This is a genomic window from Pedobacter psychrotolerans, from assembly GCF_004340665.1.
GTDB classification, from domain to species: domain Bacteria; phylum Bacteroidota; class Bacteroidia; order Sphingobacteriales; family Sphingobacteriaceae; genus Pedobacter; species Pedobacter psychrotolerans.
Genome location: NZ_SLWO01000001.1, coordinates 529,226 through 548,453 on the forward strand (window position 1 = coordinate 529,226; position 19,228 = coordinate 548,453).

Consider the following 19,228-nt stretch of genomic DNA (forward strand, 5'->3'; position numbering starts at 1 on the left):
GTTTTAAAATAAATAATAATTAAAAATGATGAAAAAATTAATAACATACCTGCTCATTCTACTGATTGGTTTTAGTATTGGTTGCAAAAATAAAAGTGCTGATGAAGAAACTGATGTAGTGTTGGTTGGTGCAGGTGTAATGAGTGCAACACTAGGCTCGATGATGAAAACATTGAACCCGAAATTGAAAATTAATATTTATGAGCGTCTGGATCTGGTGGCTGCAGAAAGCTCTGATGCCTGGAATAATGCCGGAACGGGTCATTCTGCCTTTTGCGAACTGAATTACACGCCGCAACGTCCGGATGGAACCATTGAGTTTAACAAAGCGATCTCCATTAATGAACAGTTTGAAATTTCAAAACAATTTTGGGCTTACATGGTGAGTAAGGGAAAACTTCCTGAACCTAAATCTTTCATTAATAATGTGCCGCACATGAGCTTTGTTTGGGGAGATAAAAATGTAGCCTACCTTAAGAAACGATATGATGTATTGAGTAAGCAGCTGCTGTTTAAAGGCATGCAATATTCTGAAAATTTTGATACCCTTTCAAAATGGATGCCGCTGGTGATGACGGGAAGAAGCCGGAAACAAAAGGTTGCTGCAACTTATATGGCCATTGGTACTGATGTTAATTTTGGAAGTTTAACCAGAGGGTTAGTGGCTTCATTAAAAAAAGAAAATGGCGTGAAGGTAGAATTGAATCATGAAGTGAAAAATCTTAAACGCCTGGAAGATGGTACCTGGCTGGTTACCGTATTGGATAATAAAACGGCGAAGGAGCGAAACATAAAGGCGAAATTTGTATTTATTGGTGCCGGAGGTGGTGCTTTAAGGCTGCTTCAGAAATCTAAAATTCCGGAAGGAAAAGGTTTTGGTGGCTTTCCGGTGAGCGGTGAGTGGATGGTTTGCAACAATCAGGCAATTATTGCGAAACACATTTCAAAGGTCTACGGCAAAGCAGGAGTGGGGGCACCACCCATGTCTGTTCCACATCTGGATACACGAATTATTAATGGTAAAAAAGCATTGCTTTTTGGTCCTTACGCTGGTTTTTCTTCCAAATTTTTAAAACAAGGTTCTTATTTAGATTTAACCCGCTCCATTACTTTAAAAAATATCTGGCCAATGATGTCGGCCGGAGCAGATAATATTCCACTAACTAAATATTTGATCGGTCAGGTTACACAGTCTGACGAGGAACGTTTAAATGCCTTGAAGGAGTATTTTCCAGAGGCAAAGGCTTCAGATTGGAAACTTGAAACTGCAGGACAAAGGGTACAGATTATCAAAAAAGATGAAAAAGAAGGTGGCGTACTTCAATTTGGAACGGAAGTGGTAAGTGCCGAAGATGGCAGTTTGGCGGCATTATTAGGTGCTTCGCCAGGTGCATCAACTTCTGTTGATATTATGATTACGTTATTGAAAAAATGCTTTCCACAACAAATGGCTACGCCAGAATGGCAATCAAGAATGAAAGAAATGATTCCATCATATGAAAAGAAACTTTCAGAAGATAAGGATTTAGTAAATAAAATTAGAAAGGCGAATAGTACAACGCTGGGTCTGAAGTATTTTACGATAGATTAGTACATTGAAAAGTTACTAACTCTATCTGCCTAATCACTAGTAGCGTTAGTAACTTTTGTGAGTTTATAAGGATGAATAACGGAGAATGCGATAACCAAACCTTCATGCTGAACTTGTTTCAGCATCTTTCTGTGATAAGATCCTGAAACAAGTTCAGGAGGACGATTCTTCTTGGGTTCACGAAAGTGATCCCTTAGCCGCATCGTCCTTGCTGAGGAGGCACGACAGCTTGCCCCGACCTTTCGACGAAGCAATCTATTTTGAAGATTCTTGGATGGAGATTGCTTCAGCAGATGAAGGATCTGCTTCGCAATGACGAATTTTATTAGGGGATTCTCTAAACAAATCGTCATGCTGACCTGTAGCGAAGCGGAAAGCTACGAAGTAAATTTAGTTCAGCACCTTATTGATATTCTAAAAAATAATTTTCCCGCAGATCTAGAAGATTTTCGCAGAATTGGGCATTAAAATCTGCGCTGATCATTTATATCTGCGGGAACAACCTTTGCATCATACTGATCCATTTATGATAACGAAACAAGTTCCCGAGGACGATTCTACTAGCAAAATCGTCCTTGCTGAGGAGGCACGACAGCCTGCCCCGACCTTTAGGGGAAGCAATCTATTTTGTGGATTCTTCGATGGAGATTGCTTCAGCAGATGAAAGATCTACTTCGCAAAGACGGATTTTATGAGGGGAACTTTAACTTTGATTTTGTAGAAACAAATTCAGATCATCATCTTTTCCAAGTCCGAGCTTTTGTTTAATTCGGTATCTGCTCATGCGCACACTTTTAGGCTCGATACCTAAACGTACAGATACTTCTTTATTTGAAAGTCCCATGAGCATATAGGAACAATATTTTAAGTCGAGCCGGGTGAGGCTTTGGTTGGCTTGCTGTTGTAAACGTTCAAAAAAAGCTGGGTTAGTTTCAAAGAAATCGGTTTTCTGAACTTCAAAATCTTTATCCATTTTCTTTTGCTGGTTCAAAATTCGTTTCATCTGTTCATCAAAAGAAAGGTGGCTTTCTGTATCTACTTTGCCTGAAAGCAACTCCAGTAACTCGTTTTTCTCTTCTATCTGTAAAGTGCCAGCCAACAATTCTTTTTGTAAACGTTCCTGGCGCTCTTTAAGTAAAACCTGTTCCGTTTGTAGTTGTATGGCTTCAGCCTCTTTTAATTGTGCCCTTAATTCTGCGGCTGTTTTTTCCTTATCTATCAACTCTTGTTTCCTGACAGATGCTTTTAATTTAAAATTATAAGATCGAAGTAGAAAAAGCAGTACCGCTATTCCCATAATCCCTAGCATAACATAAAAGGTAGTGCGTTTTTTTGCAAATAAAGCTTCTTGATGCAAATAGGCAATTTCCTGTTCTTTCTTGGCTGATTGATACTGTGCTTCTACCCGGGTTATGCTATTGATTTTCTCTTCGTTAAATGCCTTTTTGTAATACTCAAAATATTGCTTCATGTATTTTAAGGCAAGTTTATCATCACCTTTCTTTTCTGCAATATTAGCCAGTCCCTGGTAAATTCTGGCTTTGGTTATAGGCATACTCACTACGCCATCTGTTTTATTTAAGCCATTTAGCAGAATCTTTTCGGCTTCATCATGATGCCCGTCTCGCAAAGCATATTCACTACGTAAGCCATAACAATTTAGTAATACTTCTTGCAAATTGGTTTTAGTAGCAATTTCGATGGCCTGATCCAGATATTTTTCTGCACTATCACGATAAGTGACAGGGAAATATTGGAAATAGGCATTAGCAGTATTTAAGGCAATGGCTGCGGTATTACTTCTTAAAATTAAACGACCTTCTTGTTTTTTAGAAAGCAACAAAGATTTTTTATAAATAAAAATGGCTGAATCCAATAGGCCCCGTTTGGAGGTATTGAGTTTAAACTGATCGAAATAGGTTTGTCCGATGGTATAATAAGCATTATTCAATTGATCTACCTGTTGGCTCTCCAATGCTTTTTGATAACATAAATCGGCATATTTTTTTTGTTTCGCAGAATTGTTCCCATAGCTGTGAATGCTGGCTAAATAATGATAAGTTGTACTTTCATAATCCGGTACTTGTTGCCCTTTAAAAAAATCAAGCGCTTTTAAGAGCTTCACTGCTGCCTGATCATTCTCATCATTAACCAGATCCAACCACCCGTTTCTAAACCATACAAAACCTAATGTTGCCCGGTCTTTTGTTTTTCTGGTGTAGTACATGGCGCTGTCTCGACTGGCATAGGCCTTTTTTAGGTCTTTTTTCCAAACATACAGATGAATCAACGTGGCATAGGCCATGGCTTTACCTTGCCCATCGGTCAAAGTCTGACTGATTTGAAGGGCCCGGTTGGCCTGCTCAAACGAAAGTGGTAGATGTTGTTCAAAATTGGCCTTCGCTAGTTTACATAAAGTATTGACCTGATCTGTTTTGGAAATGTCTTTTTGGGCCAATAAACGATTTAGTGAATCCAAATATATTTTTTGTCCGGATGCATTTATATTAATGAGAAAGGAAATGGATACAATCAATAGTAATGATTTCAGTGGTAGCTGCATGGACCAAAAATAGAAAAAATAAACATCACCCAAAAAGATGTTTTTGGTTCAAGTGATTGAAGTAAAGAGCTTTAAATGTTTTTTGTAGACGCATTGTAGACGTTCTGTTTTTTTGTCGTAGTCTCTGAGTAGACCCTGTTTTCTTGGTCATGAATGTCTGTACTGGTAATTTTGTGGTATTCATTCACATAAAAATAAAACTATGAAAAGCAAGACGATGGCCATTGTTGCCTACATTACCCTCATCGGGTGGATCATTTCTTATCTGGAATTTAAAAAATCTACAGAAAAAAGCAGACTGGTTAATTATCATTTAGGTCAGTCGCTTGGGATTATCATTACCTCATTTGCCTTAAGTATCATCAGTAGCATCATCCTGGCGATTATCCCTTCATTGGGTTTTATCTTTTATATCGTTTTACTCATTCCATTTTTGCTTTTGTTATTGGGCATCATTGCTGCGAATAATGAAGTAGAGAAACCAGTTCCCATCATCGGAAAAATATTTGAAGGCAAATTCAACTTCGCTTCAGAAAAGGAAAGTAAAATTTAAAAAATTTAAAATGAAGCCGTTATTCAAAATATGTATAGCGCCTCTCAAGTTAAGTGTTATGGCTATGCCATAGCACTTTTTATAATGTTGCCAGGTTTTAAAACAACGGCACAAAAGCCTGAAGAAAAAAACATTAGCTGTTTGATGGGATCACGGTAGTTGCTGAGGCTAAATTGACGAAAAGGTAAATCAATTAAACAGATCAATGAACGTTTAAATTTAAATAACATGGACATGACCGGTTGGGAAATTGAAAATCCGGGAGAAAATCTCCTGGCTGTTAACGATAAAAATCTAAAGGCTTTTATGAAAGCCTATCCATTGTCTGCACTCAGTCCTGATGGGACAATGCTGTTCATCATCCGCAAATATCATCCTACGCTAAACTGTTCACCTGATGATCAAAATCATCCATCAGATAGTTTTAGGATGTGCCTGGCCTATTATACCGCAAGTACATATTTCTTTTTTGAGTTGCCAAGCCATTTTAATTACAATATGCTATCTGTGCGGTATGATCAAAACATACAAGATTTGGCCATTACCATTTCCAGCAGAGAAATGACTCGGGTAACGAATGTTAAGGAACTGTTCTTAAAACTGGAAAGTTTTGCGCCTAAAACGGACGCAGAAAAGGAAGCTGCTTTCACAAGTCTTAATAATGAAATTCCGCCTCAAAAACAACGGGCACCTATCACCCAAACAGAAGTAAGTTCTACCGTAATTGGCATGTTAAAAAATGCAGATTTTGATGATTGGTGGGTATCTGAACCGCATAAAATAGGCTTTTTGAATGATGTTGAAATGAACTTCACCATCACCGATTATAATCCTAATGAAGATGAAAATTTTATGGAGGAAGCTGATGAAGCCATCCGTAATTTTATGTCAAAAACGCTTAAAGACAGGGAAGCAACCACTGCACATGTGTATCAAAACTGTATGGATTTTTTAGATGCGATAGGTTATGATGAAGCAGACCAGCACTTATGGGACATCAAAGATCACGAGGAAATATGGAATTATGTTACACCACGGGAAATATATGTTACCCGCGAACCTTATGAAGATAAGGGCGTATACCTTCGTTTAACCTTTAGTTGCGAATGGGAACAGGAGCATGGCCTGCAACTGGTATTTAATAAAAGCGGTAAATTGGTACGGGTAAGTGATGATGATGGACATATTCTGGGCTGGCAAGGCCACGGAATGTTAACAGATTAATTGTTTGCAGCAAGGTTCGTTTATGCAGATCTGGCGTAATTCGATAAGAAGTTATCCATTCATACGTTTATAATCATTCATTAAAAAATGTTTCTTATAACCTGAACACAAAAGCAATTGTAATGAATAAAGAAGAATATCAAAAACAATTCACCACAGAAGATACACCAGGCTGGCAGGCAATTGATCATCAATTGGATAAAATTTATGGCAGTATTGAACCACGTCATTATCCACCTTTATGTGGTATCCATTATATGGCAGGTGGCAGCGACCCGATAGATGGTGCCAGCGTATATGATAGCAACCACCAGGAATTTCACCGCCACATCGTAAGTTATGGTATGAGTGAACTTTATTATGATGAAGAGAAAGCTGGTGGCGAATTTAGTAAATGGGGTTTTGAATTTACCCTCAGGCTGGTGCCCTTTAAGGATGATCAGAATGATCCCATCTGGGCCATACAGGTGATGAATAACCTGGCCCGCTATGTATTTTCGAGCGGAAAGTGGTTTGAAGAAAATCATTTTGTTCCGGCTAATGGCCCCATCAGGCTGGATACGGAAACCGAAATTACTGGTTTTGTTTTTACACTAGACCCTGAACTGGGTAAAATCCAGACACCACACGGTGAGGTAAGCTTTCTGCAAATGGTAGGCATTACCAATGCTGAGGTAGAACAACTGAAGCTTAATCCAACTACAGATGCCGTAAAAGACCTCATTGATCGTTTAAAAGTGGATAATCCATTATTGATTACAGACCTTAACAGAAAGTAAAGCCATGTCAATGCACGAAATTGAAGACCTCGTTGAAGAAACCACCTATTTGATAGATCGGTCTTCGAATGATGAGTTGATTACGAAAAGAGACCTCTTATTTAATCTATATTGTTTTGAAGCATTTTTTGATACCAGCTATACTCATTTCAGAGTGATGGATATTTTGCTTAAAAATCGGTTTGTCTATCAAATCCCCATAGCAAAATACCCGCAATTGGGCATTACCGATGAACAGCTTCCTACAGATGAGTATGGTGATTGGGTGTATGATCAGGATCAAAAGGAAATGGGTTATGCGCAAAGCAAAAATGGCGAGATGTACCTGTATTGTGATGCTGGAGATTGGTTTTGGAAGCGTTTATGTGAACTTGATATTTTGCCAAAAGCCGATCATAAAAGCCCTCAAAAGCTTTCAACGCCACAACTGGTTAAAGTGATTATGCTGGAAGCAGAAAGGCAACATGATAACAATTTATTAAAGCACTGGTATAATTTACTTGCAAATGCCATTTTAGGAGGTGATTTTGAAGAAGATGAAGGTGTGCCAGGCACATTTGATGGTTTTTTGCAGAATGATCATTTTTCTGAAATTCGTGATATTGCCTTGCGCAACCAGCTTATGGAACAAAAAACGAGTAGCGAAAGGGATGATTATTTGTTGTTACCCCATTTAAAAGATAATCTGTCTAGCGCAACAGGTTTGGAGGAAACTTATAAAATCCGTTATCTGCTCGAATTTTCAAAAAGCATTGATCAGTTACGCAGTGCATACCAAAAAGATCAGCTGGCATTGGAAACCGGGCCTGAGAAAATAAGCATAATACAACCTTTTATTAATAACTATCTGACACCCTTAGGTTGGCACTACGTTGGCATGGAACCTGAAAAAACATGGCTTTGGTATCAGGACATTGATGATGATCAATATGAGGGGCCGGGCCACCGCCTGTTTATGCTGTTTAAATTGGATGCAGATGAAAGTACCTTGTTCTGTAACCTCGCAGTACAGCACAGTTTAATTTTGAAATGGCAGGAAAAGCAACCTTCGCTTTTACCAAAAGACTGGCATTTTCATTATGATTTATCTGGCTGGCTTTCGGGCGATTTTACCAGTAAGAACAAACATTTGGGCAGTTGGGGAAGCTGGAAGTTTGATTTGAAAGCATCAGAAAAAGTACTTAAAAGCCATTTAGAGAATCTGATTGAAGGACTAAAACAATCTGATTATTTCGGTTTTGTATTGGTAGAGTTCCCTCAAAAATTTCTGGCAAAAGATCTTCAGAGAATTTTGTACTTGCTGGATGAAGGAGAGGATGGCACCGGAATTATTCCAAAATACGTATTGTTCGATAGCAAAATCACCACCTTAATCGCTTTTGCCAAATGGGCTACAGAAAATAATGATGTGCAGCAAGCCGAAAAAATAATGAATCAGATTGAGGAAATGGCAGCAACACAGGATGTGTCTGCACTTCAGAAAGAAGTCATTATTGATCCATTACTGCGTCTGTGGCATCAAAAGAAAGCCATTATGTTCCCGCCGGTATGGCATCTTCACCTGGTGAAATCACTTAGGGAAAAAATAGAGTAATAAAGCGTGAACTTAAAGCCTAGACTTCAGTCTAAACTAACGCTCGCATGATGGCTTCCTTCTACTACAGTTAGTAGCATATCTATATTTTAAAATAATTTTTCCCGCAGATATAGAAGATTTCCGAAGAACTGGGTATTAAAAATCTGCGGTAATCATTTAAATCTGCGGGACCAACTTTTGCATCATGCTGAATTTAGTTGAACACCTTTTATGATAAGATCCTGAATCAAGTTCAGGAGGACGATTCTTCGATAGAGATTGCTTCAGCAGATGAAAGATCTGCTTCGCAATGACGGATTTTTTGAAAGGATTCTCCAACCAAATCGTCATGCTGATCCGATAGTTATCGGATTTAGTTCAGCACCTTTCTGTGATAAGATCCTGAATCAAGTTCAGGAGGACGATTCTTCGTGGGTTTTCCTAGCAGAATCGTCTTTGCGAGGAGGCACGACAGCTTGCCCCGACCTTTCGGGGAAGCAATCTATTTTGTGGATTTTTCGATGGAGATTGCTTCAGCAGATGAAAGATCTGCTTCGCAATGACGGATTTTTTGAAGGGATGCACTAACCGAATCATCATGCTGATCCGATAGTTATCGGATTTAGTTCAGCAACTTTCTATGGTAAGATCCTGAATCAAGCTCAGGAGGACGATTCTTCAATAGAGATTGCTTCAGCAAATGAAGAATTTGCTTCGCAATGACGGATTTTTCGAGGATTCTCTAACCGAATCGTCATGCTGATCCGATAGTTATCGGATTCAGTTCAGCACTTTATTGATATCCTAAAAAATAATTTCCCCGCAGATCTAGAAGATTTCCGCAGAACTGGGTATTAAAATCAGTGGGAAAAAGCCTTTCCATAATGTAAAAGATTATATTTATTATTGTATGATACGGGTGACAGTAGTATCTCTTTTAACTATCTAAATTTTTTTTAACGTATCGGTAATCGGGTGCAGATGTTGCATTCCATCACCATTTCTCTCAAATAAATGAAAAATAAAGGCATTAGTGTAATCATGCCCACTTATCAGCATGGCGCATTTATCTCCCGGGCAATTACCAGTTTGCAGCTTCAAACCTTTCGCGAATGGGAACTGATTATCATCGTTGATGGCAGTACTGATGCAACAATAGATGTGATCAATTGCTACGTCAGCGATGATCGAATAAAATGCCTGTCTAATAAATCAAATGAAGGTCTTGGTGCTGCTATTAACCGGGGACTGGAGCATGCCAAGTATGATTATATTAGCTACCTACCCTCTGATGATTTATACTTTGAAGATCACCTCCAGTCGCTTTGGAGTTTGGCACAGTCTAACCCCGATGCGGCTTTTTTCTGTTCGGGTGCAAAACATAATTATCAGGATGATCATACGGGTAGTGGCGGACAAAAATGTTTCGGGCTTTTTATAGATATTGGGTACCAGTTGGTGCAGGTAATGCACAAAACAACAACTCAAAGATGGCTGGAAAGAAATGAATTGGTTACAGATAGTCTGAATGTTCTGTTCTGGAATCAATTACTGGATGGAGCCGAACCAAAATTTACCATGAAAATTACAGCCGAATGGACTTCCCACCCAAGCCAGCGACACAAAATTATTAGCGAGCGCTGGGGTGGCGGGATCAACCTGTATAAGCAGTTTTACCAGATCAATCAAAAACTGAAGTTCAAATCGGCCTTTGGAGGATTGATAGATGAAAACGTAGAATATTTGGGCTTTGATCATCTTCCTGTGATTTCGAATGAGCCATCCTTAAAAATCCTTTTGGTAGGTGAGCTGGCCTATAATGCTGAGCGGGTTTTGGCTTTCGAAGAAAAGGGCCATCAGTTATATGGCTTATGGATGGATGAGCCCTCTTTTTATAACTCGGTTGGTCCGCTTCCTTTTGGCAATATCATCGACATCCCTAAAGAGAATTGGCAACAAGCAGTTCAAAAGCTCAAACCAGATATCATTTATGCGCTCTTAAATTTTAGGGCTATACCATTTATTCATGATGTGCTCCGTGCAGATTTGGGAATTCCCTTTGTGTGGCATTTTAAAGAAGGACCATTCTTTTGCAGGCAAAAAGACTTATGGGATAAAATGATTGATCTTTTTCAATATGCTGACGGAACAATTTATCTGAATGAGGAAATTAAATGCTGGTATGAACAGTTTTTTCATTTTGATGTGCCTTTAAGTATGATCCTCGATGGAGATTTACCACATATAAAAAGATTTGAGGGCAAGCCTGGTCGATTGATTTCGCAGGAGGACGGGGAGATTCATACCGTAGTTCCGGGACGGCCGATGGGGCTTTCGCCGATTGATGTTCAGGAATTATCTAAAAGGAAGATCCATTTACATCTTTATGGAGATTTTTACCATAGTGTTTATAAATCATGGATTGATGAGGCCAATTTATTGGCTCCGGGCTATCTTCATTTGCATCCGGCATGTTCACCACAGCATTGGGTAGCAGAACTTTCTAAATATGATGCAGGCTGGCTACATATTTATGATGCGGAGAATTTTGGTGAGCTGATGAAGGCGAGTTGGCTTGATCTCAACTATGCGGCGAGGATGTCTACACTTGGCGCCGCCGGCCTCCCGATGATTCAGCGGGATAATACAGGGCATATCTGCGCCTCTCAATCTTTCACCAGTAAAAATGGATTCGGGATTTTTTATCATTCTTATGACGATCTGGCTGTGCAACTCAGTAATAAGGAACAGATGAATCGCATGAGGCAGGAAATATGGGGTAAAAGAGAAATCCTGAGTTTTAACCATCATATTGATGATGTTTTATCTTTTTTTAGGGAGGTGATTAAGTCAAAGAAAATCGTGCATTAGCATGATATTCATTTATCGGTTGGGATAGAAACAAGGAGTATTGTTTTGGTTGGTGAGACACCAACCGATAGTGAAATTTAATCAAAAATCGTCCTCTCGACTGGAACGCCTGCCTTTTTCAGGCAGCAGCGAAACGGAGAGATCTTTGAAATCAGGATTGATAAATTTAATTTACGAATTTCAAAGATTCCTCCGCTGCGGTCGGAATGACGAGATTTTCGAAGCGATTAAACCACTCGCTTGTAGCTTCGATAAATATTTTTTCCAAAGCCTTTCCCTTTCAGGGGAAAGGTGCCGATAGGCGGATAGGGGCTAATTTACTCAAAGGTCGTCTTCTCGACTGGAGCGCCTGCCTTTTTCAGGCAGCAGCGAAACGGAGAGATCTTTGAAGTCAGGATTGATAAATTTAATTTACGATTTCAAAGATTCCTCCACTGCGGTCGGAATGACGAGATTTTAGAAGCGATTAAACCACCTTGCCTGTAGCTTCGATAAATATTTATTTCAAAGCCTTTTCCTTTCAGGGGAAAGGTGCCGATAGGCGGATAGGGGTTAATTTACTCCGAGGTCGTCTTCTCGACTGAAGCGCCTGCCTTTTTCAGGCAGCAGCGAAACGGAGAGATCTTTGAAATCAGGATTGATAAAATTTACTTTACGAAGTTCAAAGATTCCTCCACTGCGGTCGGAATGACGAGCTTTTCGAAGCGATTAAACCGCTCGCTTGTAGCTTCGATAAATATTTTTCCAAAGCCTTTCCCTTTCAGGGGAAAGGTGCCGATAGGCGGATAGGGGCTTAAACTACCCCGCCCGATGGGCACCCCTCCTTAAAAAAAGGAGGGGTGTATCGATTGCCATAACCTATCAGTTGGTGATACAGCTACTCAAATTAATTGATTTGAATTCTTTGTTTAAAAGCCGTATACCAAGCATCGCAATCTGTAAACCAATCATAAATCATTTTATATGCAGTGGTAATTTCGGCAGAAAAGTTTAGGGTTGCACCTTCATAACCTTCTTCTTGAAAGATGTAGGCATTTAAGCCAAAATATAACAGTTCGGATAGGTGTTCTACATCAAAATGGCCAACGGCTTGCAATTGATAAGTCTGGCTTTGGGCATATTGCTGAAAGGTGTCTTCATTGGCCAAAGGTTTGGTTTTGGTAAACAGGCTGATGATATTGTTTACATCATAAAGTGCGTTGGCAATAGTAATGGGTTTGTGTTTACCTGAACGAGGATCGGGCCCGGTAGTTGCGCTGAGCATTTCAGTAAGTATTTGATTTACATCCGATAAACTATTCATTTCAAAATAGCCTCCAATAAGTTTCCGGAATTCTGTTACAGCTGCTACCTGATTTGGGAGCTGTGTGTTTGGGTTTTTACAATTGTTAGTCTGCATAACATTACAATAAAAGTCCCTGGACGCTGCAGACTAACAAATAACTCTTTTCAGAGAAATTAGAAAATGCGTTTCTAAAACGCTCGTCCAGGAATATTTTTAAAATTTAATTGTGAAAATTGATCTCTCTTAGTTAGGTGAAAAAATATGTTATTTATTAATCTGCACGACTAAGGTAAATACAATAAAATAATTCACGAAATTTTTTTAAAGAATGGGTATAAATGAAGGCAATTAGTGGTTCCATCGTTGCAGTTAGTAGTTCAGAACTTGCAGTTGATAGTTCTGTACTTGCAGTTCGCAGTTCTGTACTTGCAGTTCGCAGTTCTGTACTTGCAGTTGGCAGTTCTTAACTTTCAGTTGGTAGTTCTGTACTTGCAGTTCATAGTTCTATACTTGCCGTTCGCAGTTTTATGCTTGCAGTTCGCAGTTTTATGCTTGGAGTTCGCAGTTCTGAACTTGCAGTTAACAACATTATACTTGCAGTTGGTAGGTTTATGCTTTTAGCTCATAGTTCTATCAGCGCAGTTAACAACATTATGCTTGCAGTCAATAGTTCAGATCATGTAGCTGATAGTTCTGTATTTGCAGTTCACTGCGCTGGCCCATGCGTGTCGCTTGTGAAATAAAGATTAGGATGCATCAGTATCAAATCCACACGCGGCACGCGTGCGCCAGCAAGGGGACCAAAACCAATACAGGAAATCTCGAACACTGATTGGCTCAACTCTTTCACCGTTTTCTAATTTTTTTTTAACCTCTTTAAGCTTTTCAGGAACCATTTACCTTTAATTATTAGATATATAATTTAAAAATAAATTTCGAGTGTCTTTGTTAGCTAGATAGAATTTCTCGTTTATATAATCTGCTAGATCTTTAATTTCATAAGTGTAGTCATCACAATGATTATATTTTCTTATCAATTTGGCTTGATAATCTTGTTCTAGATATTCAAGTGAATACTCATTTGCCTTTTCATTTTCATATTCAATTTTGAAATCGACTTTTAAAGTTTCAAAATGTTTGATTATAATATCAATTCCTTTTTCAATGCTTTCTGAATCTGTAATTGCATGTTCCGATTTAACTTGCATAATTCCTAATGAAACCTCCTTGCTCGAAAATTTACTTTTTATGTACTCTAATATTCTAAATATCTTTGGCCTATTGAAGCTTTCATGAATTATTATTGCATAAATTATTTGACGAAGTCTTATGTCACTAACCTTAGAGTTTATAATATTAGAATATCTATGCTTTATATTGTTAAGGGCATTTTTAATATATTTAAGTTTCCGATTTTCTGCACCACTTTCACTAATTTTAATGTTATTAATTAAATTATAAATAAATATTAAAATAATAATCCAAAGCTCATTGGCTATATTAGAGAAATCAGGTAACAAGTTTTCTTTCTTGAAGATTAGTCGTTCATATACAAAATAGGTTGTACCAACAACGCATAAAGCATAAAATATCTGTTTTTTCCAATTAATTAAATATGTTCTATTTGTTATAATATTGAAGATTGCGCGGAATGATACATAATAAATGCTCACCCAATAAATATTTCTCACATAATGGTCTTGTTCAAAATGATATAGCACTGAACTTAATAGGATGATAAAGACTACAGGAGTTAATATCCTAAATGCAAAGTTAAAAGCAGGCGCTTCATCAGTTTCTAAAAAACTGGTTATCTGATAATATTTAGTATCTATAGGGGCAAAATGTCCAATAATATTTATTAAAAAAAATAATATTATAGAGATTATTATATGTATGAAAGTTATCATGAGTATGCTAATTATTTTATATTGATTAGGGGTAATTGATTGAAAATCGTGTTCTCAAATTACTTAATCCCATTCGCAAGCGAATACGTACCTCGTTTGCATTTGAGACTAACATATTTTATGTTTTATCTGCATACTGCACAAGTATGCTATCGAACACTTCAATATATTTACGAATGTATATTAATAATCTAAAAACAAATTACGGTAAACCGTAATTACACATAAGTAAGTACATCCATCTAATTTACATCTTATCTACCTCCTTATTTCCTAATCCATTCCATTTTATTAGTTTTGGAGCTTAGTTCAAAGCCCCTTTAAAATCAAATATAATATGAACCATTGGTTAGTAAAATCAGAACCTTTTAAATACAGCTGGGAAAAATTTAATGAAGATGGCCGCACCTTTTGGGATGGCGTTCGGAATTATCAGGCTAGAAATAACCTTAGGGAAATGAAAGAAGGCGATTTGGTACTTTATTACCACAGCAATGAAGGCAAAAATGTAGTGGGCGTAGCAAAGGTGGTGAAAGAATCTTATCAAGACCCAACTACCGATGATAAAAATTGGGTGGTGGTAGATTTAGTACCTGTAGAATCATTAAAAAATCCGGTTACACTGGAGCAAATCAAGGCTGAACCCAGTCTATCTGATATCTCTTTGGTTCGCCAGGGCCGTTTATCGGTGATGCCTTTAAAAGCAACAGAATTTGATAAAATATTGGAAATGGGAAGTTAATTTGCTTAAGCCGTAGGGATTTCTTCTGTTTTGGTTTTGCTCAACGTAATACCTAAAGTCATCACAATGCTGGTACCCAACACCACGAGGAATAGAAAAGAAGGTCCAACCTCAGCAATTTTCAGCGAATTAGGCAGATTAAAATAAAGTAAAATACTAATTAAGCCACGAGGCGCAATATAAGCGATAGGGGTAAGTGCGCCTTTTTTGAACACCTTTAAAAAGAAAAACCGTACGGCGAAAATGGTTACCAAAATAAAAAAACCATTGGCCAGTACGGGCTTGTCGTTAAGCTCGCTAATGTTCATGGTGAAGCCAAATATCACAAAGAAAAAGGTTCTTAAAATAAAGGCACTTTCGGCAGAGAGCTGATAAAGTTGTGATAAATCTGCAGAGAGGTTTTTATAAAGAAATACTCCTCTGAACCATGCATTCTGGATGGTATCTGCATTGTTCAAAAATAATCCGGTGCTCAAAATCAACACCAGCGAAGATAAATGGTACGATTGGCCAATGGCATAAACCAGGATTAGGATAGATATAATGAGGAAGAACTTTATGTGGTGCACCAGTTTCCCCATTATATAAAGCAGCACCACGCAAGCAATCGCCGATAATAAAACGATTAAAAAAGTGCTTAACCCTAAGCCAATAAAGGCAGATGTGGTGATGGAGTGGTTGGTAATGGCGAAATTGAAAATGATAATGCCAAGGATATCTGAAAAGGAAGATTCATAAATTACAAACTCCCGGTCTTGTTTCCCTAGTGCCGCTGCAGAGGGGATGGCAATGGCCGAACTGATTACACTAAACGGAATGGCATTGGCAATACAGGTATATAAATCTTTATGGGTAATCTGGTAAATAATCAGCGTGATGATGGTTGCTGTTCCCAGTAGAATGGTTAATGCAGAGAAGAAAGCACTTTTTATAATTTTATTTTTTTCGCGATCGTATTTCAGTTCCAGTGATCCTTCAAAAACAATCAGGATTAAACCTACGGTTCCGAGTGTGGGTAAAATGGAGAGGAAATTAAAAGTCTGTATTTTAAGGTATTCGACCAAAAAGCGCAGGCCAATGCCCAGTAACAACAGTAATAAAACCGATGGTACTTTGGTTTTACTGGCCACCAAATCAAACAGATAGGAAAAGATCACTAATCCGCTTAAAATAATAAGTATGGTATATGTAGTCATATATTTTGAGCGAATGGTAAGCTGCTAAAATAAGACAAACAGTTTAACCTGAAAGAAGTTTGATGTAAAATTTAGGCTTTAAAGAAGAGTGCTTTGAGTTCGCTGGCATCATCCGGTTTCATTTTTCCGCCTAAAACCAGTCGCAATTGTCTGCGGCGTAAGGCACCATTAAAAAGTTCCAGCTCTTCAGGCGTTTCAGGAATGAGTTCGGGTACGGGGATGGTTCTGGCGCTTTGATCAAGTGCTACAAAAGTGTAATAAGCCTCGTTGCTTTTTTGTCGGGCACCACTCGGAATGTTTTCTGCCCAAACATCTAAACGTACTTCTACAGAGGTATTAAATGCCCGGGTTACCTTGGCCTCAATGGTAATCACATCGCCCAGTTTAATTGGGTGTTTAAAAGATACATTATCTACAGAAGCGGTAACCACAATCCGGTTGCAATGTTTCTGAGCCGAAATAGCTGCCGCAATATCCATCCAATGTAACAGTCGGCCACCCATTAGGTTGTTCAGCGTATTGGTATCATTCGGCAATACCAGTTCATTCATAATGGTAAAGCTCTCTCTGGCAAATTTATTTTTCAAACTCATAATTCAGCAAAAGTAATTAAAAAGACGGAAAGGTGGGTAGAGGTTAGGTGGGGAGATGGTGAGGTGGTTAGTTGGGTTAGGTGTTTAGATTGGTTGGAGGGGTAGTGTTGGTTAGATGGTGAGGTGGTTAGATTGGTTAGATGGTTTAGTATAGGTTAGGAAAACGTTTTGCTGGTTAGGAAACTTTTCCTGCTAAGCGACCAGTTCGCCACCTGATCTACTCACCACCTCACCGACTTCTCAACTTACCGTCTAACCCCTAAACTATCTAACCCACAATAACTAGGAAACTTTTCTTGCTAAGCTACCAGTTCGCCAACTGATCAACTCACCACCTGATCAACTTAATAACTTATCACCTCATCGACTCTTCAACTTACCGCCTAAACCCCTAAACTATCTAACCCACAATAACCCATCTAACCGATCTATTACCAAACAAACGTATATTTACCCTGAAAAACATTCGTACATGCAAAATCAAACGCTTATCCAGTATTTCCATTGGTATTACAATGACACTCAAAATTTATGGGTTAAAGTTGTAAAGGAAGCAGCTTACCTGAAAGAAATAGGTGTAACGGGTGTCTGGCTGCCTCCGGCGTATAAGGCCAGTACAGGTGCCATCTCGGTAGGTTATGATATTTATGATCTGTTTGATTTAGGCGAATTTGACCAAAAAGGGAGTATCAATACCAAGTATGGATCAAAACAAGAATATTTAGAAGCGATACAAGCTTTGCAACAGCAAGGCATCATTGCAATGGCGGATATTGTTTTTAACCATAAAGCGGGGGCCGATGAGGTTGAAAAAGTAAAGGTTAGGACAGTAAACCCCGAAAATAGAAATGAATTTACCAGTGATGTTTTTGAAATTGAAGCCTGGACTAAATTTACTTTTCCGAACAGAAAGGGCAAGTACTCTACATTTACCTGGGACCATCAGTGTTTTAGTGGGGTAGATTGGGCAGAAGACCGGAAAGAGACGGCCATTTATTCTATTCAGAATTTTGTTGGCGAAGGCTTTGAGGAGGTTCCTTCTACAGAGCTTGGAAATTATGATTACCTGATGTTTAGCGATATCGATTTCCGTAACCGTGCAGTAGTTGAAGAATTGAAGTATTGGGGTGAGTGGGTGGTGGATAATACCCATATTGATGGTTTTAGATTGGATGCTGTTAAACATATTAACCCGGAGTTTATAAAGGAATGGCTTGAGCACCTGGACACTAAATATGATAAGCAATTTTTTATCGTAGCCGAAGACTGGAATGTAGACAACTACGAATCGCAACTGGAATATATTAAACTGATGGAGGGGCGGACACAAATTTTTGATTCGTTGCTGCATCATAATTTTTTCATTGCGAGTAAGGAAGGGAATACTTTTGATATGCGCACCATCTTAAACAATACTTTGGTGGAGATGGCACCTGATTCTGCAGTTACTTTTGTTGATAATCATGATTCACAGCCCCTCCAGGCATTAGAAAGTTATGTAGATTTCTGGTTTAGGCCCATAGCTTATGCCATTATTTTGCTGCGGACTCAGGGTATTCCGTGTTTGTTTTTTCCTGATTTATATGGTGGCATCTACGATGATAAGGATAAAGAAGGTGATGTGGTTCATGTCGAACTCGCCATCCTTCCTGAAGTGGAAATAATGAGTAAAATTAGGGCTGCTTTTGCATATGGTGAACAGCATGATTACTTTGATCATGGAAACTGCATCGGCTGGACAAGGAGCGGAGATGATGATCATAATAATAGTGGCCTGGCAGTGGTGTTGAGTAATAGTGAGGAAGGATATAAAACCATGCAAATAGGCAAGAATTTCACTGGCAAAACATTTATTGATGCTTTAGGTCATAGGCCACAGGAAGTTGTGATAGATGATAAAGGTTGTGCAGAATTTCATTGTAATGCCGGAAGTGTATCGGTTTGGATATTGAAAGAGGCAGAAGGGTTTTAGTACGGATTAACCCCCTATCCGCCTATCGGCACCTTTCCCCTTGAAGGGAAAGGGCGAGAGACAATAGATTTCACGAAATTGAATCACATCGTAAAATCAACTCCCCTCCTTTTTTTAAGGAGGGGCTGGGGGTGGTTGTATATTTTTTAGTCAGGTAAAGGCCGTAACCCCCTATCCGCCTATCGGCACCTTTCTCCTTGAAGGGAAAGGGCGAAAGACAATAGAGAAACTCGTCATTGTTGTAAAGGTTTTTTCGTACGGACGCTCTAACCAATTCTTCATGCTGACCTGTAGCGCAGCGGAAAGCTACGCAGTAAATTTATTTCAGCACCTATTTAGATAAGATCCTGAATCAAGTTCAGGAGGACGATTC

The 19,228-nt window shown here is 38.6% G+C and carries 14 protein-coding genes; 9 read left to right on the plus strand and 5 right to left on the minus strand.

The genetic code is table 11. The annotated features are described in order from the left end of the window. The first annotated feature begins 25 nt into the window (after positions 1–25). On the plus strand, positions 26–1,591 hold the full coding sequence (locus EV200_RS02295) for a malate:quinone oxidoreductase (protein ID WP_165877840.1): 1,566 nt from the start codon (positions 26–28) through the stop codon (positions 1,589–1,591). Between the two features lie 703 nt (positions 1,592–2,294). Here the strand turns inward: EV200_RS02295 and EV200_RS02300 are convergent. Continuing rightward, the gene (locus EV200_RS02300; RefSeq protein ID WP_132529190.1) at positions 2,295–4,154 is read right to left on the minus strand and encodes a LuxR C-terminal-related transcriptional regulator; all 1,860 of its coding nucleotides are present in this window, start codon (positions 4,152–4,154) and stop codon (positions 2,295–2,297) included. 202 nt (positions 4,155–4,356) lie between these two features. On the opposite strand from EV200_RS02300, the gene EV200_RS02305 reads away from it, so the two are divergent. The 5 genes from EV200_RS02305 to EV200_RS02325 all read left to right on the plus strand — a co-directional run bounded on the left by EV200_RS02305 (position 4,357) and on the right by EV200_RS02325 (position 11,157). After that, positions 4,357–4,707, plus strand: a complete 351-nt coding sequence (locus EV200_RS02305) for a DUF4870 domain-containing protein (RefSeq protein WP_132529191.1) — start codon at positions 4,357–4,359, stop codon at positions 4,705–4,707. A gap of 234 nt (positions 4,708–4,941) precedes the next feature. Further along, the gene (locus EV200_RS21855; RefSeq protein WP_208864489.1) at positions 4,942–5,931 is read left to right on the plus strand and encodes a DUF6985 domain-containing protein; all 990 of its coding nucleotides are present in this window, start codon (positions 4,942–4,944) and stop codon (positions 5,929–5,931) included. A 122-nt stretch (positions 5,932–6,053) separates the two neighbouring features. After that, entirely contained in the window at positions 6,054–6,710 is a 657-nt protein-coding gene (locus tag EV200_RS02315; protein WP_132529192.1) for a suppressor of fused domain protein, read from the plus strand. A gap of 4 nt (positions 6,711–6,714) precedes the next feature. Continuing rightward, complete coding sequence (locus tag EV200_RS02320; protein ID WP_132529193.1) at positions 6,715–8,304, plus strand: hypothetical protein; 1,590 nt, start codon at positions 6,715–6,717, stop codon at positions 8,302–8,304. Between the two features lie 996 nt (positions 8,305–9,300). Next, the gene (locus EV200_RS02325; RefSeq protein ID WP_132529194.1) at positions 9,301–11,157 is read left to right on the plus strand and encodes a glycosyltransferase family 2 protein; all 1,857 of its coding nucleotides are present in this window, start codon (positions 9,301–9,303) and stop codon (positions 11,155–11,157) included. 886 nt (positions 11,158–12,043) lie between these two features. On the opposite strand, the gene EV200_RS02330 is transcribed toward EV200_RS02325, so the two are convergent. Next, positions 12,044–12,556 carry a hypothetical protein gene (locus EV200_RS02330; RefSeq protein WP_132529195.1) on the minus strand — a complete coding sequence of 171 codons (513 nt, stop codon included), beginning with the start codon at positions 12,554–12,556 and terminating at the stop codon, positions 12,044–12,046. A 224-nt stretch (positions 12,557–12,780) separates the two neighbouring features. On the opposite strand from EV200_RS02330, the gene EV200_RS22065 reads away from it, so the two are divergent. Next, a complete protein-coding gene (locus EV200_RS22065) occupies positions 12,781–12,909 on the plus strand; it encodes a hypothetical protein (RefSeq protein ID WP_262707921.1) in 129 nt (42 codons plus the stop codon). Positions 12,910–13,344: 435 nt separating this feature from the next. On the opposite strand, the gene EV200_RS02335 is transcribed toward EV200_RS22065, so the two are convergent. Further along, positions 13,345–14,352: a hypothetical protein gene (locus EV200_RS02335; RefSeq protein WP_132529196.1), complete on the minus strand. Its 1,008-nt coding sequence runs from the start codon at positions 14,350–14,352 to the stop codon at positions 13,345–13,347. A gap of 337 nt (positions 14,353–14,689) precedes the next feature. On the opposite strand from EV200_RS02335, the gene EV200_RS02340 reads away from it, so the two are divergent. Then, entirely contained in the window at positions 14,690–15,094 is a 405-nt protein-coding gene (locus EV200_RS02340) for an EVE domain-containing protein (protein ID WP_132529197.1), read from the plus strand. Positions 15,095–15,099: 5 nt separating this feature from the next. Here the strand turns inward: EV200_RS02340 and EV200_RS02345 are convergent, their stop codons facing one another. Together EV200_RS02345 and EV200_RS02350 are read right to left on the minus strand one after the other, a co-directional pair. Further along, positions 15,100–16,290 carry a cation:proton antiporter gene (locus EV200_RS02345; protein ID WP_132529198.1) on the minus strand — a complete coding sequence of 397 codons (1,191 nt, stop codon included), beginning with the start codon at positions 16,288–16,290 and terminating at the stop codon, positions 15,100–15,102. A 71-nt stretch (positions 16,291–16,361) separates the two neighbouring features. Further along, positions 16,362–16,883: an acyl-CoA thioesterase gene (locus EV200_RS02350; protein ID WP_132529199.1), complete on the minus strand. Its 522-nt coding sequence runs from the start codon at positions 16,881–16,883 to the stop codon at positions 16,362–16,364. A gap of 472 nt (positions 16,884–17,355) precedes the next feature. Between EV200_RS02350 and amyA the strand changes: the two genes are divergently transcribed. Then, positions 17,356–18,855 (plus strand): alpha-amylase, encoded by a 1,500-nt coding sequence (amyA, locus tag EV200_RS02355; RefSeq protein WP_132529200.1) that lies wholly within the window; start codon positions 17,356–17,358, stop codon positions 18,853–18,855. Positions 18,856–19,228: the final 373 nt, after the last annotated feature.

Bases quoted from the DNA above. Each gene is read 5' to 3' on its own strand.
- EV200_RS02295 (WP_165877840.1), top strand. From the start codon at position 26: ATGATGAAAAAATTAATAACATACCTGCTCATTCTACTGATTGGTTTT.
- EV200_RS02300 (WP_132529190.1), bottom strand. From the start codon at position 4,154: ATGCAGCTACCACTGAAATCATTACTATTGATTGTATCCATTTCCTTT.
- EV200_RS02305 (WP_132529191.1), top strand. From the start codon at position 4,357: ATGAAAAGCAAGACGATGGCCATTGTTGCCTACATTACCCTCATCGGG.
- EV200_RS21855 (WP_208864489.1), top strand. From the start codon at position 4,942: ATGACCGGTTGGGAAATTGAAAATCCGGGAGAAAATCTCCTGGCTGTT.
- EV200_RS02315 (WP_132529192.1), top strand. From the start codon at position 6,054: ATGAATAAAGAAGAATATCAAAAACAATTCACCACAGAAGATACACCA.
- EV200_RS02320 (WP_132529193.1), top strand. From the start codon at position 6,715: ATGTCAATGCACGAAATTGAAGACCTCGTTGAAGAAACCACCTATTTG.
- EV200_RS02325 (WP_132529194.1), top strand. From the start codon at position 9,301: ATGAAAAATAAAGGCATTAGTGTAATCATGCCCACTTATCAGCATGGC.
- EV200_RS02330 (WP_132529195.1), bottom strand. From the start codon at position 12,556: ATGCAGACTAACAATTGTAAAAACCCAAACACACAGCTCCCAAATCAG.
- EV200_RS22065 (WP_262707921.1), top strand. From the start codon at position 12,781: ATGAAGGCAATTAGTGGTTCCATCGTTGCAGTTAGTAGTTCAGAACTT.
- EV200_RS02335 (WP_132529196.1), bottom strand. From the start codon at position 14,352: ATGATAACTTTCATACATATAATAATCTCTATAATATTATTTTTTTTA.
- EV200_RS02340 (WP_132529197.1), top strand. From the start codon at position 14,690: ATGAACCATTGGTTAGTAAAATCAGAACCTTTTAAATACAGCTGGGAA.
- EV200_RS02345 (WP_132529198.1), bottom strand. From the start codon at position 16,290: ATGACTACATATACCATACTTATTATTTTAAGCGGATTAGTGATCTTT.
- EV200_RS02350 (WP_132529199.1), bottom strand. From the start codon at position 16,883: ATGAGTTTGAAAAATAAATTTGCCAGAGAGAGCTTTACCATTATGAAT.
- amyA (WP_132529200.1), top strand. From the start codon at position 17,356: ATGCAAAATCAAACGCTTATCCAGTATTTCCATTGGTATTACAATGAC.